Origin of the sequence: Mycobacterium szulgai (assembly GCF_002116635.1) — a bacterium.
Taxonomy (GTDB): domain Bacteria; phylum Actinomycetota; class Actinomycetes; order Mycobacteriales; family Mycobacteriaceae; genus Mycobacterium; species Mycobacterium szulgai.
In genome coordinates this window covers 76,740-95,710 of the sequence record NZ_LQPW01000173.1, presented here as the reverse complement: position 1 = coordinate 95,710, position 18,971 = coordinate 76,740, and the positions used below count along the sequence as shown (strand labels likewise).

Annotated in this window: 1 protein-coding gene; it reads right to left on the bottom strand. The window is 65.8% G+C overall.

The window, feature by feature from the left end; genetic code table 11:
• Positions 1–18,955: type I polyketide synthase (locus tag AWC27_RS30660; protein WP_169726879.1), on the bottom strand; the 18,955-nt coding region annotated here is incomplete at its 3' end.
• Positions 18,956–18,971 lie beyond the last annotated feature (16 nt).

The following is an 18,971-nucleotide window of genomic DNA, read 5'->3' as shown; positions in this document are numbered from 1 at the left end:
GAAGGGAATCGGGCACGGTGCGCAGCGTCACCGTGGTGACGGTGATGACGGGAGCGCCGGTGGGGTCGCTGGCGTGCAGGGTGTAGGTGTCGGGGTGGGTGCGGGTGAGGTGGACGTGGAGGTGGGTGGCGGTGGTGGCGTGCAGGGTGATTCCGGTGAGGGCGAAGGGTAGTCGTGGGCCGGTGGGGTCGGATTGGCCCAGGGTGGCTAGGGGTTGGAGGGCGGCGTCGAGTAGGGCGGGGTGGATGCCGTAGCCGGTGATGTCGGTGTCGGCGGGCAGGGCGATTTCGGCGTAGACGAGGTCGGGGTTGGTGGGGTGTTGGCCCAGGGCGCGGACCCCTTGGTAGTGGGGTTGGTAGTCGCTGAGGCCGTGGGTGGCGTGCAGGGTCCAGCTGGTGTCGGGGTGGTCGGTGTTGGTGCGGGCGTGCACGGTGAAGGGGCGTTGGGTGGTGTCGTTGGGGGGGTGGATGGTGATTTGGAGGTCGGTGGGTGCGTGGTCGGAGAGCACCAGGGGGGTGTGCAGGACGAGTTCGTCGATGACGGGGCTGTGGGCGTGGTGGCCGGCGTGTAGGACCAGTTCGATGAATCCGGTGGCGGGGAAGACGATTTGGTCGTTGACTTGGTGGCCGGTTAGCCATGGTTGGGTGGTGAGTGTGAGTCGTCCGGAGACCACGATTTGGTCTTGGTCGGCGAGGTGGGTGATGGCGCCGAGTAGGGGGTGGTCGGGGCGGTCGAGTCCGGCGGCGCTGACGTCGGTGCCGGTGGTGGGGGTCAGCCAGTAGCGGTGGTGTTGGAAGGGGTAGGTGGGTAGCGCGGTGGTGTGGGTATGGGGGTAGAGGGTGGTCCAGGTGGGGCTGTGGCCGTGGGTGTGTAGTTGGGCCAGCGCGCTGGTCAGGGTGTCGAGGTCGGGGCGGTCGCGGTGCAAGGTGGTGATCACCGCTGAACCGGTGGGTAGGCCGGGTTGGGCCAAAGTGTCAGTGATCGCCGGGGCCAGCACCGGGTGCGGGGACAACTCGAGGAAGGTATGTGGACCCTGGGACAGGAGGCCCGCCACGCAGTCATGGAAGCGGACTGGCTGGCGCAGGTTGTGGTACCAGTAGTCGGCGGTCATGGTGGTGGTGTCTAGTGGCTGGTCCGAAAGGGCGCTTTGCACTGTGGAATACAGCCGGATGCGCGCGGGATCGGGGGTGAGGTCGGCCAGTTCGTGTAGGAGCTGTTCGCGGAGTTGTTCGACGTGGGCTGAGTGGGACGCGTAATCGACTGCGATAGGCCGGATCTGGATGCCGTCGTGTTCGCAGGTCTTGACGAACTGTTCCATCGCGGCGGGATCGCCGCTGACGATGGTGTGGGTGGGTCCGTTGATCGCGGCGATGCTTAGTTGTTGGCCGTAGTCCTGTAGTCGTGGCTGCAGGTCCTGTGCCGGCAGCAGAACCGAGGCCATAGCGCCGGTACCGGATAGACGCGCCAGAGTCGTGCTGCGCAGCGCCGCGATCTTGGCGGCGTCTTCGAGTGAGAGGGCGCCGGCGATGTAGGCGGCGGCGATTTCTCCTTGGGAGTGTCCGATGACGGCGTCGGGCGCAATGCCGTAGCCCCGCAGTGTTTCGGCCAGCGAGACCATCATCGTGAACAGAACGGGCTGGACTACATCGGCTCGGTCCAGCGAGGGTATTGCGCCGTCTTGGCAGATGAGATCGCGTACTGACCAGCCGGTGTAGGGCCGTAGCGCCTGGTCGCAGTCATCAACGGTGCGTGCGAAGACGCGGTGATGGGTGTAGAGCTCGAGGCCCATGGCGGGGTGTTGCCCGCCTTGGCCGGGTAGGACGAACACGAGTTTGCCGTTGGACTGGCCGAGGTGGTGCTGGGTCAGGTTGGGGTGGGGGGTGCCGGTGTGTAGGGCGTGGAGGCCGGCGAGTAATTGCGTGCGGGCGTCGTCGGTGGCCGGTGTGGTGATCGCGGCGCGGTAGGGGTGGTGGGTGCGGGTGGTGGCCAGGCTGTAGGCGACCTCGGTCAGGTCGAGGTCGGGGTGTGCGCTCAGGTGTTGGTGGAGGCGATCGGCTTGTGCGGCAAGCGCTGCCGGTGTGTGCGCGGAGATCGGCCATATCCGCAGCAGCGGTTCATCTTTGGGAGTGGTTGCCGGGATAGGTGGTGGGGCTGGGGGTTGTTGGATGATGACGTGGGCGTTGGTGCCGCTGATCCCGAAGGAGGACACCGCCGCGGTTCGTGGGTGGTCGGTCACCGGCCAGCTGGTGGGTTCGGTGAGCAGCCGCACCGTGCGGGCTGACCAGTCGACGTGCGGGCTGGGACGGTCGACGTGCAGGGTGGGCGGCAGCACGTCGTGTTGTAAGGCGGTGATCATTTTGATCAGGCCGGCCATTCCGGCGGCGGCTTGGGTATGGCCGAGGTTGGATTTGATGGAGCCCAGCCATAGGGGGTGATCCGGATCGCGGTGTGCGCCGTAGGTGGCGATCAGTGCGCCGGCTTCGATCGGATCGCCCAACCTGGTGCCGGTCCCGTGGGCCTCGACCACGTCGACTTGGTCGAGCTTGATCCCGGCGTTGGCGACGGCTTGAGTGATGACCCGTTGCTGCGCTGGGCCGTTGGGGGCGGTGAGCCCGTTGGAGGCGCCGTCTTGGTTGATTGCTGAGCCTGCGATGACGGCCAGTACTTGATGGTGGTGGCGGCGTGCGTCGCTGAGCCGTTCGAGCACGATTACGCCGGCGCCTTCGCCCCAGCCGGTGCCGTCGGCGGCGGCGGCGAATGCTTTACACCGCCCATCGCTAGCGAGTCCGCGTTGGCGGGCGAACTCGGTGAAGATGAACGGTGTGGTCATGATGGTCGAGCCGCCGGCGAGCGCCAGACTGGATTCGCCGTTGCGCAGGGATTGACATGCCAGATGGGTAGCCACCAAGGACGAGGAACACGCGGTGTCCACCGTGATCGCGGGGCCTTGCAATCCCAAGTGATAGGCCACCCGGCCTGAGGCCATGCTGGTGGCAGTGCCGGTCATCGCGTAGCCCTCGACCCCGGCAGACGTCGAATCGCCGTAGGGTTGTGTCCAGGTTCCGGCGAACACTCCGGTGTCAGTGCCGGCCAACTCCGTTGGGTCGATCCCGGCGGTTTCCAGTGCCTCCCAACAGATCTCCAAGAGCAGTCGTTGTTGGGGGCCAATGGCTTGAGCTTCTCGGGCGGAGATGCCGAAGAATTCGGCGTCGAATTCGGCGGCGCCGGGCAGGAAGGCTCCGTGGTTGGTGTAGGTCTTGCCGATCGCGTCGGGGTCGGGGTCAAACAGCTCGGCCAGGTTCCAGCCGCGGTCGGTGGGGAAGCCGCCCATGGTGTCGGTTCCGCTGCTGACGACGTCCCATAGCGCGGCGGGGGAGTCCACGCCGCCGGGAAAGCGACATGCCATGCCTACCACCACGATTGGGTCATCGACCGCAGGGGCCGCCAGGGTGCGAACCGGAATCACGGCCTCGGAGGTATCGCTGAGTTGGGTGAGTAGATAGTCGGCGAGGGCGGCGGGGGTGGGGTGGTCGAAGACCAGGGTGGAGGGCAGGGTCAGGCCGCTGTGTTGGGTCAGGGCGTTGCGTAGTTCCAGGGCGGTCAGCGAGTCGATGCCGAGGTCTTTGAACGGTCGTTCGGGGTTGAGGCTGGCCGGGTCCGGGTGGGCCAGCACGGTAGCGGTAATGCTGACGACTACAGCTGTGACGGTGGCTCGTTGCTGATCGGGGGTTTGGCTGGCGAGCCGGGTGGCCAGGGTGCTGGCGGTGGCGCTGGTGGTGGCGGCGTGAGGTCGGGTGGTGGTCAGCGCGGACAGGATCGGGGGCAAGGTGTTGGTGCGGGCCAGCCGGTCCACTGCGCGCGGGTTCAGCGGTGCCAGTACCAAGTTCGGTTCGTGTTGCGCCAGCGCTGTATCGAACAGCGCTAGGCCGTATTCGGTGCTGATTGGGGTCAAACTCGTGCGGGTCACCCGCGCTTGGTCGACGGCTTGCAGGTGGGCGGTCATTCCGGAGGGGGTGTGCCAGTAGCCCCAGGCCAGGCTGGTGGCCGGGAGTTGGTGGCGGTGTCGGTGGTGGGCCAGGGCATCCAGGACGGCGTTGGCTGCGGCGTAGTTGGCTTGTCCGGGGTTGCCCAAAGTGGCTGCGGCCGAGGAGAATAGGACGAACGCCGTTAGGTCTTGGGTGGCCGTCAACTGGTGCAGATGCCAGGCGGCGTCGGCTTTCGCGGCCAGCACGGTGTCGAGTTGGGTTTCGGTGAGTTCGGTGACGACGGCGTCGTCGAGCACGCCGGCGGCGTGGATGACCGCGGTCAATCGGTGTTGGGTGGGGATGGAGTCCAGCAGGGTGGCCAGTTCGGTGGGGTTGCTGGTGTCGCAGGCGGTGATGGTGACCTGTGCACCTAGTTCGGTCAACCGTTGCGCCAGTTCCTCGGCGCCCGGTGCGGCCGCGCCCTGGCGCGACACCAGGAGCAGATGCTTGATCCCGTGCTTGGTGATCAGGTGCTCGGCGAAAATCCCGCCGAGCATTCCGGTTCCTCCGGTGATCAATACGGTCCCGTCAGGATCGGGCTCGGTGGGGGGGATGAGCACGATCTTTCCGGTGTGCCGGGCTTGGCTCATGTCGCGGAAGGCTTGGGGGGCGTGCAGCAGGCCGTAGCTGGTGGTGGGCAGCGGCGCCAAGATGTGTGTGGTGAATAGGTCGGTCAGCGTGGTCCATGCGTGGTGCAGGTCTTGGGGGCCGGCGAGCTGGAGGTCGTAGGCGTGGTAGGTCACGCCGGGATGAGCGTCGGCGATTTCGTCGGCCACGCGGATGTCGGTTTTGCCGATTTCGATGAAAGCCCCGCCGCGGGGCAGCAATTGCAGTGAGGCATCGACGAAGTCGCCGGCCAGACTGTTCAACACGACGTCTACGCCCTGGTGGTCGGTGGCCGCGGTGAAGGCGTCGAGAAATTCCAGCGTGCGTGAGGAGGCGATCTGCTCGCGCGCGATTCCCAGGTCGGTGAGTATGTGTTGTTTGTTGGGGTGCGCGGTGGAAAAGACCTGCGCCCCAAGGTGGTTGGCGATCTGGATCGCGGCTTGACCCACCCCGCCCGCACCGGCCTGAATGAGGACCCGCTGCCCAGCGCGCAGACCGCCCAACTCGACCAACGCGATATAGGCAGTCGAAAACGCCACGGGCACCGACGCGGCCTGTTCAAACGACATCCCGGTAGGGATGGGCATGACCATGCGGTGATCGGTGACCGCGGTCGGGGCAAAAGCGTTATTGGGGAACAACCCCATCACCGCATCCCCGCGGCGCAGACTGTGCACATCGTCGGCAACCTCGAGGACCACCCCGGCGGCCTCGGCGCCCATCCCCACATCGGAGATCGCACCCACGGCCACCACCACGTCGTGGAAGTTCAACCCCGCAGCGCGGATGGCCACCCGAATCTGCCCGGCAGCCAACACGATCGGTTCAGTGGGCACCAGAGCCAGATTCGACAAATCACCCTTACCGGTAGTACCGAGCTGCCAGTCAGAGCCCGCCGGCGGCGTCAAGCAGGTGGTGGCGGACAGCCGAGGAATGTGAATACTGCTGTGGCGCAACGCAAGCTGCGGTTCGGTCAAGGTATGACCCAGGGCCGCCAAAACACTGATCAGCACACCCTCATCGGCGGTGGGGGTGGTATCGACCAGGCTGATCCGGCCCGGGTGTTCGTTCTGGGTGCAATGGATCAACGCCCAGGCCGCGGCGTGCGCCAGGTCCGGAGCCCGGTCATGAACGCTGGTAGCCACCGCATGACGGGTCACGACAACCAAAGCAGTGCCCAAGGCCTCCGGACGCGCCAGCCAAGACTGCAGCTGTGTCAACACCTCTCGGGTCAAGGCGTGCACGGCCGCCACCGAGTCATGCCCGGATTCAGCAATAGGCAACGCCCAGATCACCACATCGGTGTCGCCCAGGTCGGGGTGGCTCAGATCGGGGTAAATCGGCGCCTGACGCAGACCGGGGGCAAGGTGATCCGGGTTAGCGGCCACCAGCCCCCAGGCCGGCGACACCGCAGCCTCGGCGACGGTGTCGGCGGGCAGAGCCGGCCAGTCCAGAAAGAACACGCTGCCCCGCGTCGTCGCGGCCGAGCTGGTGGGCACCGGAGTGTCGGGCAGCGCCCGCAAACTCAAGGCGCTGATGGTGATCACCGGCGCCCCGCACGGATCGCTGGCCTGCACGGTGTAGGTATCAGAACCGGTGCGAGTCGCGCGCACATACAGATGCGTGGCCGCATCGGCATACAGCGTCACCCCGGTCAACGCGAACGGCACCCGCGGACCCGCCGAGTCGGCGTCGGGGCCATCCCAACAGACCAACGGATGCAGCGCGGCATCGAGCAACGCCGGATGCACCGTGTAGCCGGCGATATCGGTGGTGGCGGGCAACACGATCTCGGCGTACACGGTGTCGGGATCGGCCGGGTCGCGACCCACACCGACCACCCCCTGAAACACCGGACCATAGCCCAACCCCAGGCCCGCCAACTCGTCGTAGAAACTCCCCACATCGATGGCTTCGACCACCCCCACCGGCCACGGCGCCGGTGTCGGGATCTGCTCAGCGCTCAACGACGCACTGGCATGCAGCACCCAGGTGCTGTCGTGCTGTTCGACACTGCTGCGCGCATGCACCGTCACCGCGCGCCGGCCGGTCTCGCCGACCGGGTGCACCGCGATCTGCACATCCGTGGAATGCTCATCGACAAGCACCAGCGGGGTATGCAGAACCAGCTCATCAACACCGGGGCACCCGACCTGCCCGCCGGCATGCAACACCAAATCCAGAAATCCCGTCGCCGGGAACACCACCGCACCCCCGACCCGATGATCAGCCAACCACCCCTGCGTACTGGCCGACAGCCGCCCACTGATCAGGGTTTGATCCTGATCAGCCACCGTGGTAATCGCGCCCAACAACGGATGCTCAGGACGATGCAACCCCGCAGCACCCACATCGGCGGTGGTGGCCGGGGTCAGCCAATACCGGCGATGCTGGAACGGATACGTAGGCAACGCCACAGCCCGTGCCTGGGGATAAACAATGGACCAGACAGGGCTATGGCCCTGAGTGTGCAACTGGCCCAACGCATTAGCCAGAGTGTCCACATCGGGGCGATCACGATGGGAAGTATTGATGACCGCGGAGGCCGTGCGTTCGGGTATCCCGGCCAGGATGTCGGTGATCGCGGGGGCCAGCACCGGATGCGGGGATAACTCGACGAAGGTGTGCTCGCCGGCTGCCAGCAGCATGGCCACCCGGTCACCGAAGCGGACCGGCTCCCGCAGGTTGCGGTACCAGTAGTCGGCGGTCATAGCGGTGGTGTCTAGGGGATCGGCCGAAAGGGCGCTGTGCACTGTGGAATACAGCCGGATGCGGGCGGGATCAGGGGTGAGGTCGGCCAGTTCGTGCAGGAGCTGCCCGCGCAGTTGTTCGACGTGGGCTGAGTGGGACGCGTAATCGACTGCGATGGGACGGATCTGGATGCCGTCGCGGGTGCAGGTGTCGATGAACTGTTCCATGGCGTCGGGGTCACCGCTGATGACGGTGTGCGTCGGGCCGTTGACCGCGGCGACGGACAATGCATTGCCCCACTGGTGTAGTCGTGGCTGCAGGTCTTGTGGGGGCATTAGGACTGAGGCCATCGCGCCGGTACCCGCCAAGGCTGCCAGCGCCTGGCTGCGCAGCGCCACAATTTTGGCGGCGTGCTCGAGTGAGAGGGCGCCGGCGATGTAAGCGGCGGCGATTTCTCCTTGGGAGTGTCCGATCACGGCGTCGGGCACAATGCCGTAGCCGCGCAGCACCTCGGCCAGTGACACCGCGATCGCGAACAGCATGGGCTGGACCACGTCCACGCGACTTAGCGACGGGGCCGCCGGATCGTGGCACACCACTTCGCGTACTGACCAGTCGGTCCACGGTCGCAGCGCCTGATCACAGGCGTCGATAGCGTCGGCGAACGCGCGGTGTCGACGGTAAAGCTGGGTGCCCATGGCTGGATGCTGGCCGCCTTGGCCGGGTAGGACGAAGACGAGTTTGCCGGCTTGGTGGGTCAGGTGGTGTTGGGTCAGGTTGGGGTGGGGGGTGCCGGTGTGTAGGGCGTGGAGGCCGGCCAGCAATTGTGTGCGGGCGTCGTCGGTGGTCGCTGTGGTGATGGCGGCACGGTAGGGGTGGTGGGTGCGGGTGGTGGCCAGGCTGTAGGCGACCTGGGTGAGATCGGTGTCGGGGTGTTCGCTCAGGTGGTGGTGGAGCCGCTCGGCCTGGGCGGCCAACGCTGCCGGGGTGCGCGCGGAGATCGGCCAAATCCGCAGTGGCGGTTCCTCTTTGGGGGTGGCTGCGGGCAGGGGTGGTGGGGTGGGGGGTTGTTGGACGATGACGTGGGCGTTGGTGCCGCTGATGCCGAAGGAGGACACGGCGGCGGTTTTGGGGTGATCGGTGATCGGCCAGTCGATGGGTTCGGTGAGCAGTCGCACGTTGCCGGCGGACCAGTCGACATGGGGGCTGGGCTGGTCGACGTGCAGGGTGGGCGGCAGCACGTCGTGTTGTAAGGCGGTGATCATTTTGATCAGGCCGGCGATTCCGGCGGCGGCTTGGGTGTGGCCGAGGTTGGATTTGATGGAGCCCAGCCATAGGGGGTGATAGGGGTTGTGGTGTGCGCCGTAGGTGGCGATCAGTGCGCCGGCCTCGATCGGGTCGCCCAATCTGGTGCCGGTGCCGTGGGCTTCGACGACATCGACCTGGTCGAGTTCGATGCCGGCGTTGGCGACGGCTTGGCGGATGACGCGTTGTTGGGCTAGCCCGTTGGGGGCGGTCAGTCCGTTGGAGGCGCCGTCTTGGTTGACCGCCGAACCCGCGATGACCGCCAAGACCGGGTGGTGGTGGCGGCGGGCGTCGCTGAGGCGTTCGAGGACCACCACGCCAGCGCCTTCGCCCCAGCCGGTGCCATCAGCAGCAGCGGCGAATGCTTTGCAGCGGCCATCGGCGGCCAGCCCGCGTTGGCGGGCGAACTCGGTGAAGATGAACGGTGTGGTCATGATGGTCGAACCGCCTGCGAGCGCCAGACTGGATTCGCCGTTGCGCAGGGATTGACAGGCCAAATGGGTCGCGACCAGCGACGAGGAGCAGGCGGTGTCCACCGTTATCGCCGGCCCTTGCAATCCCAGGTGATAGGCCACTCGCCCGGAAGCCATGCTGATGGCTGTGCCGGTCAGGGCGTAACCCTCGACCCCAACCGAAGCCGGATCCCCATACGGTTGTGTCCAGGTTCCCGCGAATACTCCGGTGTTCGTACCGACTAACCCGGCTGGATCGATACCGGCCGTTTCCAACGCTTCCCAGCAGACCTCCAAGAAATTTCGTTGCTGCGGGCCAATGGCTTGAGCTTCCCGCGCCGAGATGCCGAAGAAGTCGGCATCAAACTCGGCGGCGTCAGGCAGGAAGGCCCCAAAGCTGGCGTAGGTCTTGCCGACTGCGTCAGGGTCGGGGTCAAACAACTCGGCCAGGTTCCAGCCCCGGTCGGTAGGGAAACTGCCCATGGCGTCGGTGCCGCTGCTGACGACGTCCCATAACGCGGCGGGGGAGTTCACCCCGCCGGGGAAGCGGCACGCCATCCCCACCACCACGATGAGGTCATCCACCGCACGAGCGGCCAGTGCGCGTACCGGCGTCGACGTCTCGACCGTGTCGGTGAGCTGGGTGAGCAGGTAGTCGGCGATCGCGGTGGGGCTGGGGTGGTCAAAGACCAGGGTCGAGGGCAGGGTCAGGCCGGTGTGTGGGGCGAGGGTATTGCGCAGTTCCAATGCGGTCAGCGAGTCGATACCGAGGTCTTTGAACGGCCGGTCGGGGTTGAGGCTGGCCGGGTCGGGGTGGGCCAGCACTGCGGCGGTTGTGGTCAGGACCAGGGCGGTCAAGGTGTGGCGTTGCTGGTCGGGCGTTTGGGTGGCTAGCTGTGCGGTCAAGGTGCCGGCGGTGGCGGTGGCGGCGTGCGGGCGGGTGGTGGTCAGCGCCGACAGGATCGGGGGCAGGGTGTTGTTGCGGGCCAGTCGGTCTAGGGCGCGCGGGTTGAGTGGGGTCAGTACTTGATTGGGTTGGTGGTGGGCTAGCGCTGTATCGAATAGCGTCAGGCCGTGTTCGGTGCTGATCGGGGTCAAACTGGTCCGGGTCACCCGAGCTTGATCGACGGTTTGCAGGTGGGCGGTCATCCCGGAGGGGGTGTGCCAGTAGCCCCAGGCCAGGCTGGTGGCCGGTAGGAGGTGGCGATGTCGGTGGTGGGCCAGGGCGTCCAGGACGGCGTTGGCCGCGGCGTAGTTGGCTTGTCCGGGGTTGCCCAAAGTGGCTGCGGCCGAGGAGAACAGGACGAACGCGGCCAGGTCCTGGTCTGCGGTGAGGCGATGCAGATGCCAGGCGGCATCGGCTTTGGCCGCGAGCACACTGTCGAGCTGCATAGCGGTGAGTTCGGTGACTACCGCGTCATCCAGGACACCGGCAGCGTGGATTACCGCGGACAGCGGGTGTGTGTCAGGGATCGAGTCCAGCACGGCAGCCAATTCCGCCGGGCTGCTGGTGTCACAGGCGGTGATGGCGACGTGTGCGCCCAGTGCGTTGAGCCGCTGGGCAAGTTCATCGGCGCCCGCAGCGGCCGCGCCCCCGCGCGATACCAGTAGCAGGTGCTTGATCCCGTAGGCGGTGACCAGGTGTTCGGCCAGCAATCCGCCGAGCATCCCGGTCCCCCCGCTGATCAGCACGGTGCCCTCGACATCCCAGGCGGTGGGTGGGATGAGCACGATCTTTCCGGTGTGGCGTGCCTGGCTCATGTCACGGAAGGCGTCGCGGGCGTGCAGCAGTCCGTAACTGGTGGTGGGCAGTGGCTCAAGGATGCCTGCGCTGAATAGCTCGGTCAGCGTGGCCCATGCGCGGTTAAGGTCTTCGGGTTCTGCCCGCTGCAGGTCGTAGGCCTGGTAGGTCACGCCGGGATAGGCCTGCGCGATCTGGCCGGGGGCCCGGATGTCGGTCTTGCCGATTTCGATGAAGGACCCGCCGCGGGGGAGCAGTTGCAGTGAGGCGTCGACGAATTCGCCGGCAAGACTGTTCAACACGACGTCCACGCCCTGGCGGTCGGTCGCCTCGTTGAAGGCGTCGAGGAAATCCAACGTGCGAGAGGAGGCGATCTGTCCGGGTGGGACCCCCAGGTCCTGCAGGATGTGCTGTTTGTTCGGGTGCGCGGTGGAAAAGACTTGTGCGCCAAGGTGATTGGCGATCTGGATGGCGGCTTGACCCACCCCGCCAGCGCCGGCGTGGATGAGCACCCGCTGGCCAGCGCACAGCCCGCCCAACTCGACCAGGGCGATATAGGCAGTCGAAAACGCCACCGGCACCGAGGCGGCCTGGGCAAAAGACATCCCGGCAGGGATGGGCATGACCATACGGTGATCGGTCACCGCGGTCGGGGCAAAAGCGTTGTTAGGGAACAAACCCATCACCGCGTCACCGCGGCACAGGGTGCTCACATCCTCGGCAACCTCGACGACCACCCCGGCGGCTTCCGCGCCCATGCCCACGTCGGAAATGGCGCCCACCGCCACCACCACATCGTGGAAGTTCAAACCCGCAGCACGGATCGCCACTCGAATCTGCCCCGAAGCCAGCCCTGGGCGCTGTGTTGGCACTAACGCCAGATTCGACAGATCACCCTTGCCGGTGATGCCAAGCTGCCAGTCAGCGTCCGGCGGTGGTGTCAGGCCGGTGGCCGAGGTGAGTCGGGGAGTGTGAATACTGTTGTGGCGCAAGGCAAGCTGAGGTTCGCTGAGACTGTGTCCCAGGGCGGCCAGGACAGTGATCAGCAGACCCTCGTCACCGGCGGGGCTGGTGTCGATCAGGCTGATTCGGCCGGGGTGCTCGTTTTGGGTGGTATGAATCAACGCCCACGCCGCGGCGTGCGCCAGATCCGGGGCCCGGTCATGCACACTGGTCGCCACCGCATGGCGGGTCAAAATGACCAGGGGAGTCTCGTTGCTGTCGGGGCGGGCCAGCCAACACTGCAACTGCGCCAACACCTGCTGGGTCAGAGTGTGCACGCGCTCCAACACGTCATGCTCAAATGCCTCAGAAAAAGGCAGCGCCCAGATCACCACATCGGTGTGGTCCAGGTCGAGGTGGCCCAGATCGGGATGGATCAGGCCGTGGCGCAGCCCAAACGCAAGCTGGCCGGGGTCAGCGGCCACCAAGGCCCAAGTCGGCGACACATCGGCCCGGGGGAAGTCAGCGCCGGGCAGCGCGGGCCAATCCAGGCTGAACACACTGCCCCGGGTCGAGGCGGAAATGGTGGGAGCGGGAGCCTCGGGCAACGCCCGCAGACTCAGCGCGCTGATCGTAATGACCGGGGCCCCAGTGGGATCGGTGGCGTGCACCGTATAGGTGTCAGGAGTGGTGCGGGTTGCACGCACATACAGATGAGTGGCTGCAGCGGCATGCAGAGTGATCCCGGTCAATGCGAACGGAACCCGCGGACCGCTAATCGGGCCATCGAGGGTGAGCAGCGGATGCAGCGCGGCATCGAGCAACGCCGGATGCACCGTATAGCCGGCGATATCGGTGTCGGCGGGCAGCGCGATTTCGGCGTACACCGTGTCGGGATCGGCCGGGTCGCGACCAACACCCACCACCCCCTGGAACCGGGGACCGTACTGCAAGCCCGCGCCGGCAAGTTCGTCGTAGAAACCAGCGACGTCGATGCCCTCCACTTCCGCCACTGGTGAGGGGGCAGGAACAGGGACCTGCTCAGCACTCAAAGAACCGCTGGCATGCAGCACCCAGCTGCTGTCGTGCTGCTCGCCACTGGCGCGCGCGTGCACGGTCACCGAGCGCCGACCGGACTCGCTGACCGGATGGACAGTGAGCTGCAAATCCGTCGAATGTTCGTCGACAAGCACCAGCGGGGTATGCAGGACCAGCTCATCGACACCCGGGCAACCGACGTGGCCGCCGGCATACAGAACCAGGTCAAGAAAGCCCGTAGCCGGGAATACCACAGCACCGCCAACTCGGTGCTCGCCCAGCCACCCCTGCGTGCTGATCGACAACCGTCCGCTAATCAACGTCTGGTCTTGATCAGCCACAGTGGTGATCGCGCCCAACAACGGATGATCCACCCGGTGCAGACCCGCAGCACCCACATCGGCGCTGGTGGCCGGGGTCAGCCAGTAACGGCGGTGCTGGAACGGGTAGGTGGGCAGCGCGACCGTCGGTGTGTCGGGGTAAAGCGCAGACCAGGTAGGGCTGTGGCCACACGTATGCAAGCGCGCGATCGCTGCACCCAGACTGTCCAGGCTGGAACGGTCGCGGCGCACGCTGGCGATGACGCTGCCGGCGCCGGTCTCGCTGAGGGCGGGCGCCAGTGCGGGGTGGGGGGACAACTCGAGGAAGGTGTGGTCGCCGGTGGCCAGCAGCCCGGCCACACCGTCGGCGAAGCGCACGGTGTGGCGAAGGTGCTGGGCCCAGTAGTTCGGGGAGTTGAGTTGGTCGGTGCTGGCCAGTTGCCCGGTGAGGTTCGACACCACCGGCAGCCGAGGCGGACCTAAATCCAGACCCGCGGCGACGGCCTCGAATTCAGCCAGTGCAGGGTCCATGGCGGGGGAGTGGAAAGCGTGACTGACCGCCAGCGGGGTGGTCTTGTAGCCCTGGCTACTGCATTGCTCACGAAGCTGATCGATGTCGGCAAAAGGCCCAGCGACCACGATCGAGGTAGGGCTGTTGATCGCGGCGATCGCGGAGTCGGGGTAGTCAGCTAGCAAGGTGGCCAGATCATCTGGGCTGGTTTGGACGGCCAGCATGGCCCCCGGCGCGCAAGCCTGCATCAGCCGGCCCCGGGCACTGATCAAGATCGCGGCATCCTCGAGGGAGAACACCTCGGCCAGGTAGGCCGCGGTCAGTTCTCCGATGGAGTGGCCAACCAGAACGTCTGGGCAGATCCCAACTTGTGTGAAGACGGCGTGCATGGCCACCCCGAAGGCAAACAAGGCGGGCTGAGCGTAGGCGGTCTGAGTCAACAACTCCGCCAGCGGCGAATCGGGGTCAGCGAAAACGACGTCACCCAGCGGCATTTCGAGATGGGCGTCAAAAGCGGCGCAGACCCGGTCGAAGGCATCGGCGAAGACGCGGTGGTGTTGGTACAGATCGGCGCCCATGGCGGGGTATTGGGCACCTTGGCCGGGTAGGACGAAGACAAGTTTGCCGGCTTGGTGGGTCAGGTGGTGTTGGGTCAGGTTGGGGTGGGGGGTGCCGGTGTGTAGGGCGTGGAGGCCGGCCAGCAATTGTGTGCGGGCGTCGTCGGTGGTCGCTGTGGTGATGGCGGCACGGTAGGGGTGGTGGGTGCGGGTGGTGGCCAGGCTGTAGGCGACCTGGGTGAGATCGGTGTCGGGGTGTTCGCTCAGGTGGTGGTGGAGCCGCTCGGCCTGGGCGGCCAACGCTGCCGGGGTGCGCGCGGAGATCGGCCAAATCCGCAGTGGCGGTTCCTCTTTGGGGGTGGCTGCGGGCAGGGGTGGTGGGGTGGGGGGTTGTTGGACGATGACGTGGGCGTTGGTGCCGCTGATGCCGAAGGAGGACACGGCGGCGGTTTTGGGGTGATCGGTGATCGGCCAGTCGATGGGTTCGGTGAGCAGTCGCACGTTGCCGGCGGACCAGTCGACATGGGGGCTGGGCTGGTCGACGTGCAGGGTGGGCGGCAGCACGTCGTGTTGTAAGGCGGTGATCATTTTGATCAGGCCGGCGATTCCGGCGGCGGCTTGGGTGTGGCCGAGGTTGGATTTGATGGAGCCCAGCCATAGGGGGTGATAGGGGTTGTGGTGTGCGCCGTAGGTGGCGATCAGTGCGCCGGCCTCGATCGGGTCGCCCAATCTGGTGCCGGTGCCGTGGGCTTCGACGACATCGACCTGGTCGAGTTCGATGCCGGCGTTGGCGACGGCTTGGCGGATGACGCGTTGTTGGGCTAGCCCGTTGGGGGCGGTCAGTCCGTTGGAGGCGCCGTCTTGGTTGACCGCCGAACCCGCGATGACCGCCAAGACCGGGTGGTGGTGGCGGCGGGCGTCGCTGAGGCGTTCGAGGACCACCACGCCAGCGCCTTCGCCCCAGCCGGTGCCATCAGCAGCAGCGGCGAATGCTTTGCAGCGGCCATCGGCGGCCAGCCCGCGTTGGCGGGCGAACTCGGTGAAGATCACCGGTGTGGTCATGACCGTCACACCGCCGGCCAGCGCCACACTGGACTCGCCACTGCGCAGGGACTGACACGCCAGATGAATGGCGACCAGCGACGACGAACACGCGGTGTCCACCGTTATCGCCGGTCCCTGCAACCCCAATGCATAAGCCACCCGCCCCGAGGCCACACTGGTGGCCCCGCCGGTCAGCGCATAGCCGTCTGCGCCATCAGAGTTGGCGTCGCCGTAGGGCTGCGTCCAGGTCCCGGCGAACACCCCGGCGTCAGTGCCGGCCAACCCGGCAGGATCGATACCGGCGGTTTCCAACGCTTCCCAACAGACCTCTAACAACAGCCGCTGCTGAGGATCAATCGCAGGAGCCTCCCGCGCTGAGATCCCGAAGAATTCGGCATCGAAATCTGCGGCATTCGGCAGAAAGGCGCCATGGCTGGTGTAGGTCTTGCCCACCGCCTCAGGGTCGGGGTCGAACAACTCCGCCAGGTTCCAGCCGCGGTCGGTGGGGAACCCGCCTATCGCGTCGGCGCCGCTGCTGACCGCCTCCCACATCGCCGCCGGGGAATCCACCCCGCCCGGGAACCGGCACGCCATCCCCACCACCACGACCGGGTCATCGACGGCAGGAGCGGCTAGGGCGCGAACGGGAATCGAAGTGTCGGCGGTGTCGGTGAGTCGGTTGAGCAGGTAGCCGGCGAGGGCGGTGGGGGTCGGGTGGTCGAACACCAGGGTGGACGGCAGGGTCATGCCGCTGTGTTGGGTTAGTGCGTCGCGTAGGTCCAGCGCGACTACCGAATCGACACCGAGGTCCTTGAAGGCGGTGGTGGGGTTGATGGCGGTGGGGTCGGAGCGGGCCAGCACGGCGGCGGTGGCGGTGAGGACCAGAGTTGTCACGGTCGCTCGTTGCTGGTCGAGGGTTTGGCCGGCTAGTTGTGTGGTTAGTGCGGCGGAGATCGCAATCGTGGTGCGCTCGTCGGTGGTGTCAGGCTGCGCTGATGCGATCTCTGCCGGCAGCGGGTGGGCGGTGTGCCAATAACGGCGGTGCTGGAAGGGGTAGGTCGGCAGCTCGATGGAGCGCCCCCGGGGATACAAAGCCCGCCAGTCCAGGCGGTGACCAAGACTGTGCAACCGGGCCACCGCCGTGGTCAGAGCGTCGACGTCGGGCTGGTCGCGGTGCAGCGTGGTGATTACCGTCGAACCCGACCGCTCGTGAGCAATGACGGTGTCGCTGATTGCGGGGGCCAACACCGGATGCGCAGACAACTCCACAAACGTGTGCTCACCTGTCGCCAACAACGCCGCCACAGTGTCGGCTAATCGCACGGGTTGACGCAGATTGCGATACCAGTAATCGGCGTCCATCGTGGTCGTATCGAGCGGATCGGCCGATAACGCGCCTTCGACGGTCGAGTACAGCGGGATATGTCCCAGTTGTGGACTCAGCCCGGCAAATTCCGCTGAAAGCTGTTCGCGCAGTGATTCAACCTGAGCGCCGTGCGAGGCGTAATCCACAGCCAATGGCCGGATTTGGATATTGTCATCCTGGCAATTAGCGATGAATTGCTCCACCGCCTCCGGGGCGCCGCTGATAACGGTTTGGGTGGGGCCATTGATCGCAGCGACACTTAACCTGCCGGCCCAGGGGCGCAGACGTGTCTGCACCTGTTCGGCGGGCAACAGCACCGAGGCCATGGCGCCCGCGCCAGACAACTGCAGCAAAGCTCGACTGCGAAGGGCCACGACCTTTGCGGCATCGTCAAGACTCAACACTCCAGCGATATACGCCGCGGCGATCTCGCCCTGGGAATGCCCGATCACCACATCCGGGGTAACCCCGTAACTGATCAGCGTCTGCGCCAGCGACACCATCACCGTGAACAACACCGGCTGGATCACATCCACCCGGTCCAGCCCCGCCGCACCCGGTTGCGTAGTGATGACCTCTCGCACCGACCAATCCGTAATTGGACTCAACGCCTGATCGCAGGCATCGACAGCGGCCGCGAATACGCTGTGCTGCTGGTAAAGCGCAGCGCCCATAGCGGGGTATTGAGCACCTTGACCGGGAAAGACGAACACGACTTTCGTGTCGTGAGGGCTCACCTGATGCTGGACCAGATAAGGGTGAAAGGCATTGGAGCTCAACGCCTCTAACCCGGCCAGCAAGTCTCGGCGGGGATTTTCGCTGAGCGCGGCAGCGCTCAATACAGCCCGGTAAGGATGCTGGGTACGGGTCGTGGCCAGACTGTAGGCCAGATCGGTCAGATCCACCTCATGGTGGTGGGCCAGAAATTGGCAAAACCGATCGGCGTACGCGGCCAACGCCGTCGGGGTCCGTGCTGAAACCGGCCACAAACGTAGCGGGATGTCGCTGCTAACGGAAGAGCCATCGCCGACGGGCAGATCCTGCGCGGCCGACGATGCCGGGGCGGGGAGGGCTTGTCGCAGGATCAGGTGGGCGTTGGTGCCGCTGATCCCGAACGAGGACACTGCCGCGGTACGTGGGAAGGGCCCTTGCGTCCACTGACTTGCGTGAGCCAGCACCTGCACCCTCGATACGAAAGGCGCTAAAGCCGCGTTGGGCGACTCGAAGTTAAGAGTGGGCGGCAGCACGCCATGCTTTAGCGCTAGAGCGGCCCTGATGACGCCAATAACACCGGCAGCGGCTTCAAGATGGCCCACATTGGGCTTGACAGACCCGATAATCAACGGGGCACTTTCCCGCGAGTCGGGGCCGCAGTATGTCGAAATTATCGATTCCACTTCGGCGGCGTCACCTGCCGGGGTGCCCGTTCCGTGTGTTTCGACGTATCCGACCACCGAGGGGTCCACCGACGCGGCCGCCAATGCGGCACGGAGCAACGACGTATGTGCCTCAACATCCGGCGTAATCAAGCCGGGCCGGACGCCTTCGTTGACTACTGCGCCGCCGAGCAGCTGGCAGTAAATCCGATCGTTTTGCTGCACGGCACTGGAAAGTCTCTTCAGTACAACAAAGCCGCCGCCCTCGCCCCGCACATAACCATTAGCTCGTTCGTCGAATGGGCGACATATTCCGTCGGGTGACAGCACACCGAGTTCCGCCAGCGATCTGGCCGCGTAGGGGTCGAGGTTGAGATGGACGCCACCTGCCAGCGCCAGCTCGCAGTCGCCTTTGCGCAGGCTGTCCATAGCCAGACTGATCGCCGCCAACGATGACGACTGCCCAGTGTCAACGACCAGACTGGGACCGGAAAAACCGAAGAAGTGAGAAATTCGCCCGGCAATAACGGACCGAAGCGATCCCAGTGCGGTTCTTGCGGTCGGCGCGGCGGGGTTGCTCGACATAAGAGCAGCGAAGTCATCACGCATCGCACCGACGAACAGGCCCACCGAGCTGCCGGCAATATCGTCAGGAATGATGCCCGCGTCTTCTAGGGCAGCCCAGGCAAGTTCTAGAGCGAGGCGCTGCTGGGGATCCATATGCTCGGCTTCGCTGCCAGAGATCCCAAAGAAGGCCGCGTCAAAGCCCAACGCATCCTCAAGACATGCACCAAAAGCCAGGGCCTGCGGATCCGATCCGCTGGCCACGCGAGAAAGGCGCCGTTCATACGCTGAATTGCCGGAGACGCTGCTTTGTTCCTGACTGATCAGCCGCCAGAATTCAATGGGATTCGACGCTCCCGAAACACGGCACGACATCCCGATGATTGCGATCTCACCGGCATGTCCCGCGATATCCAAGGCTCCTTCTTCGCTT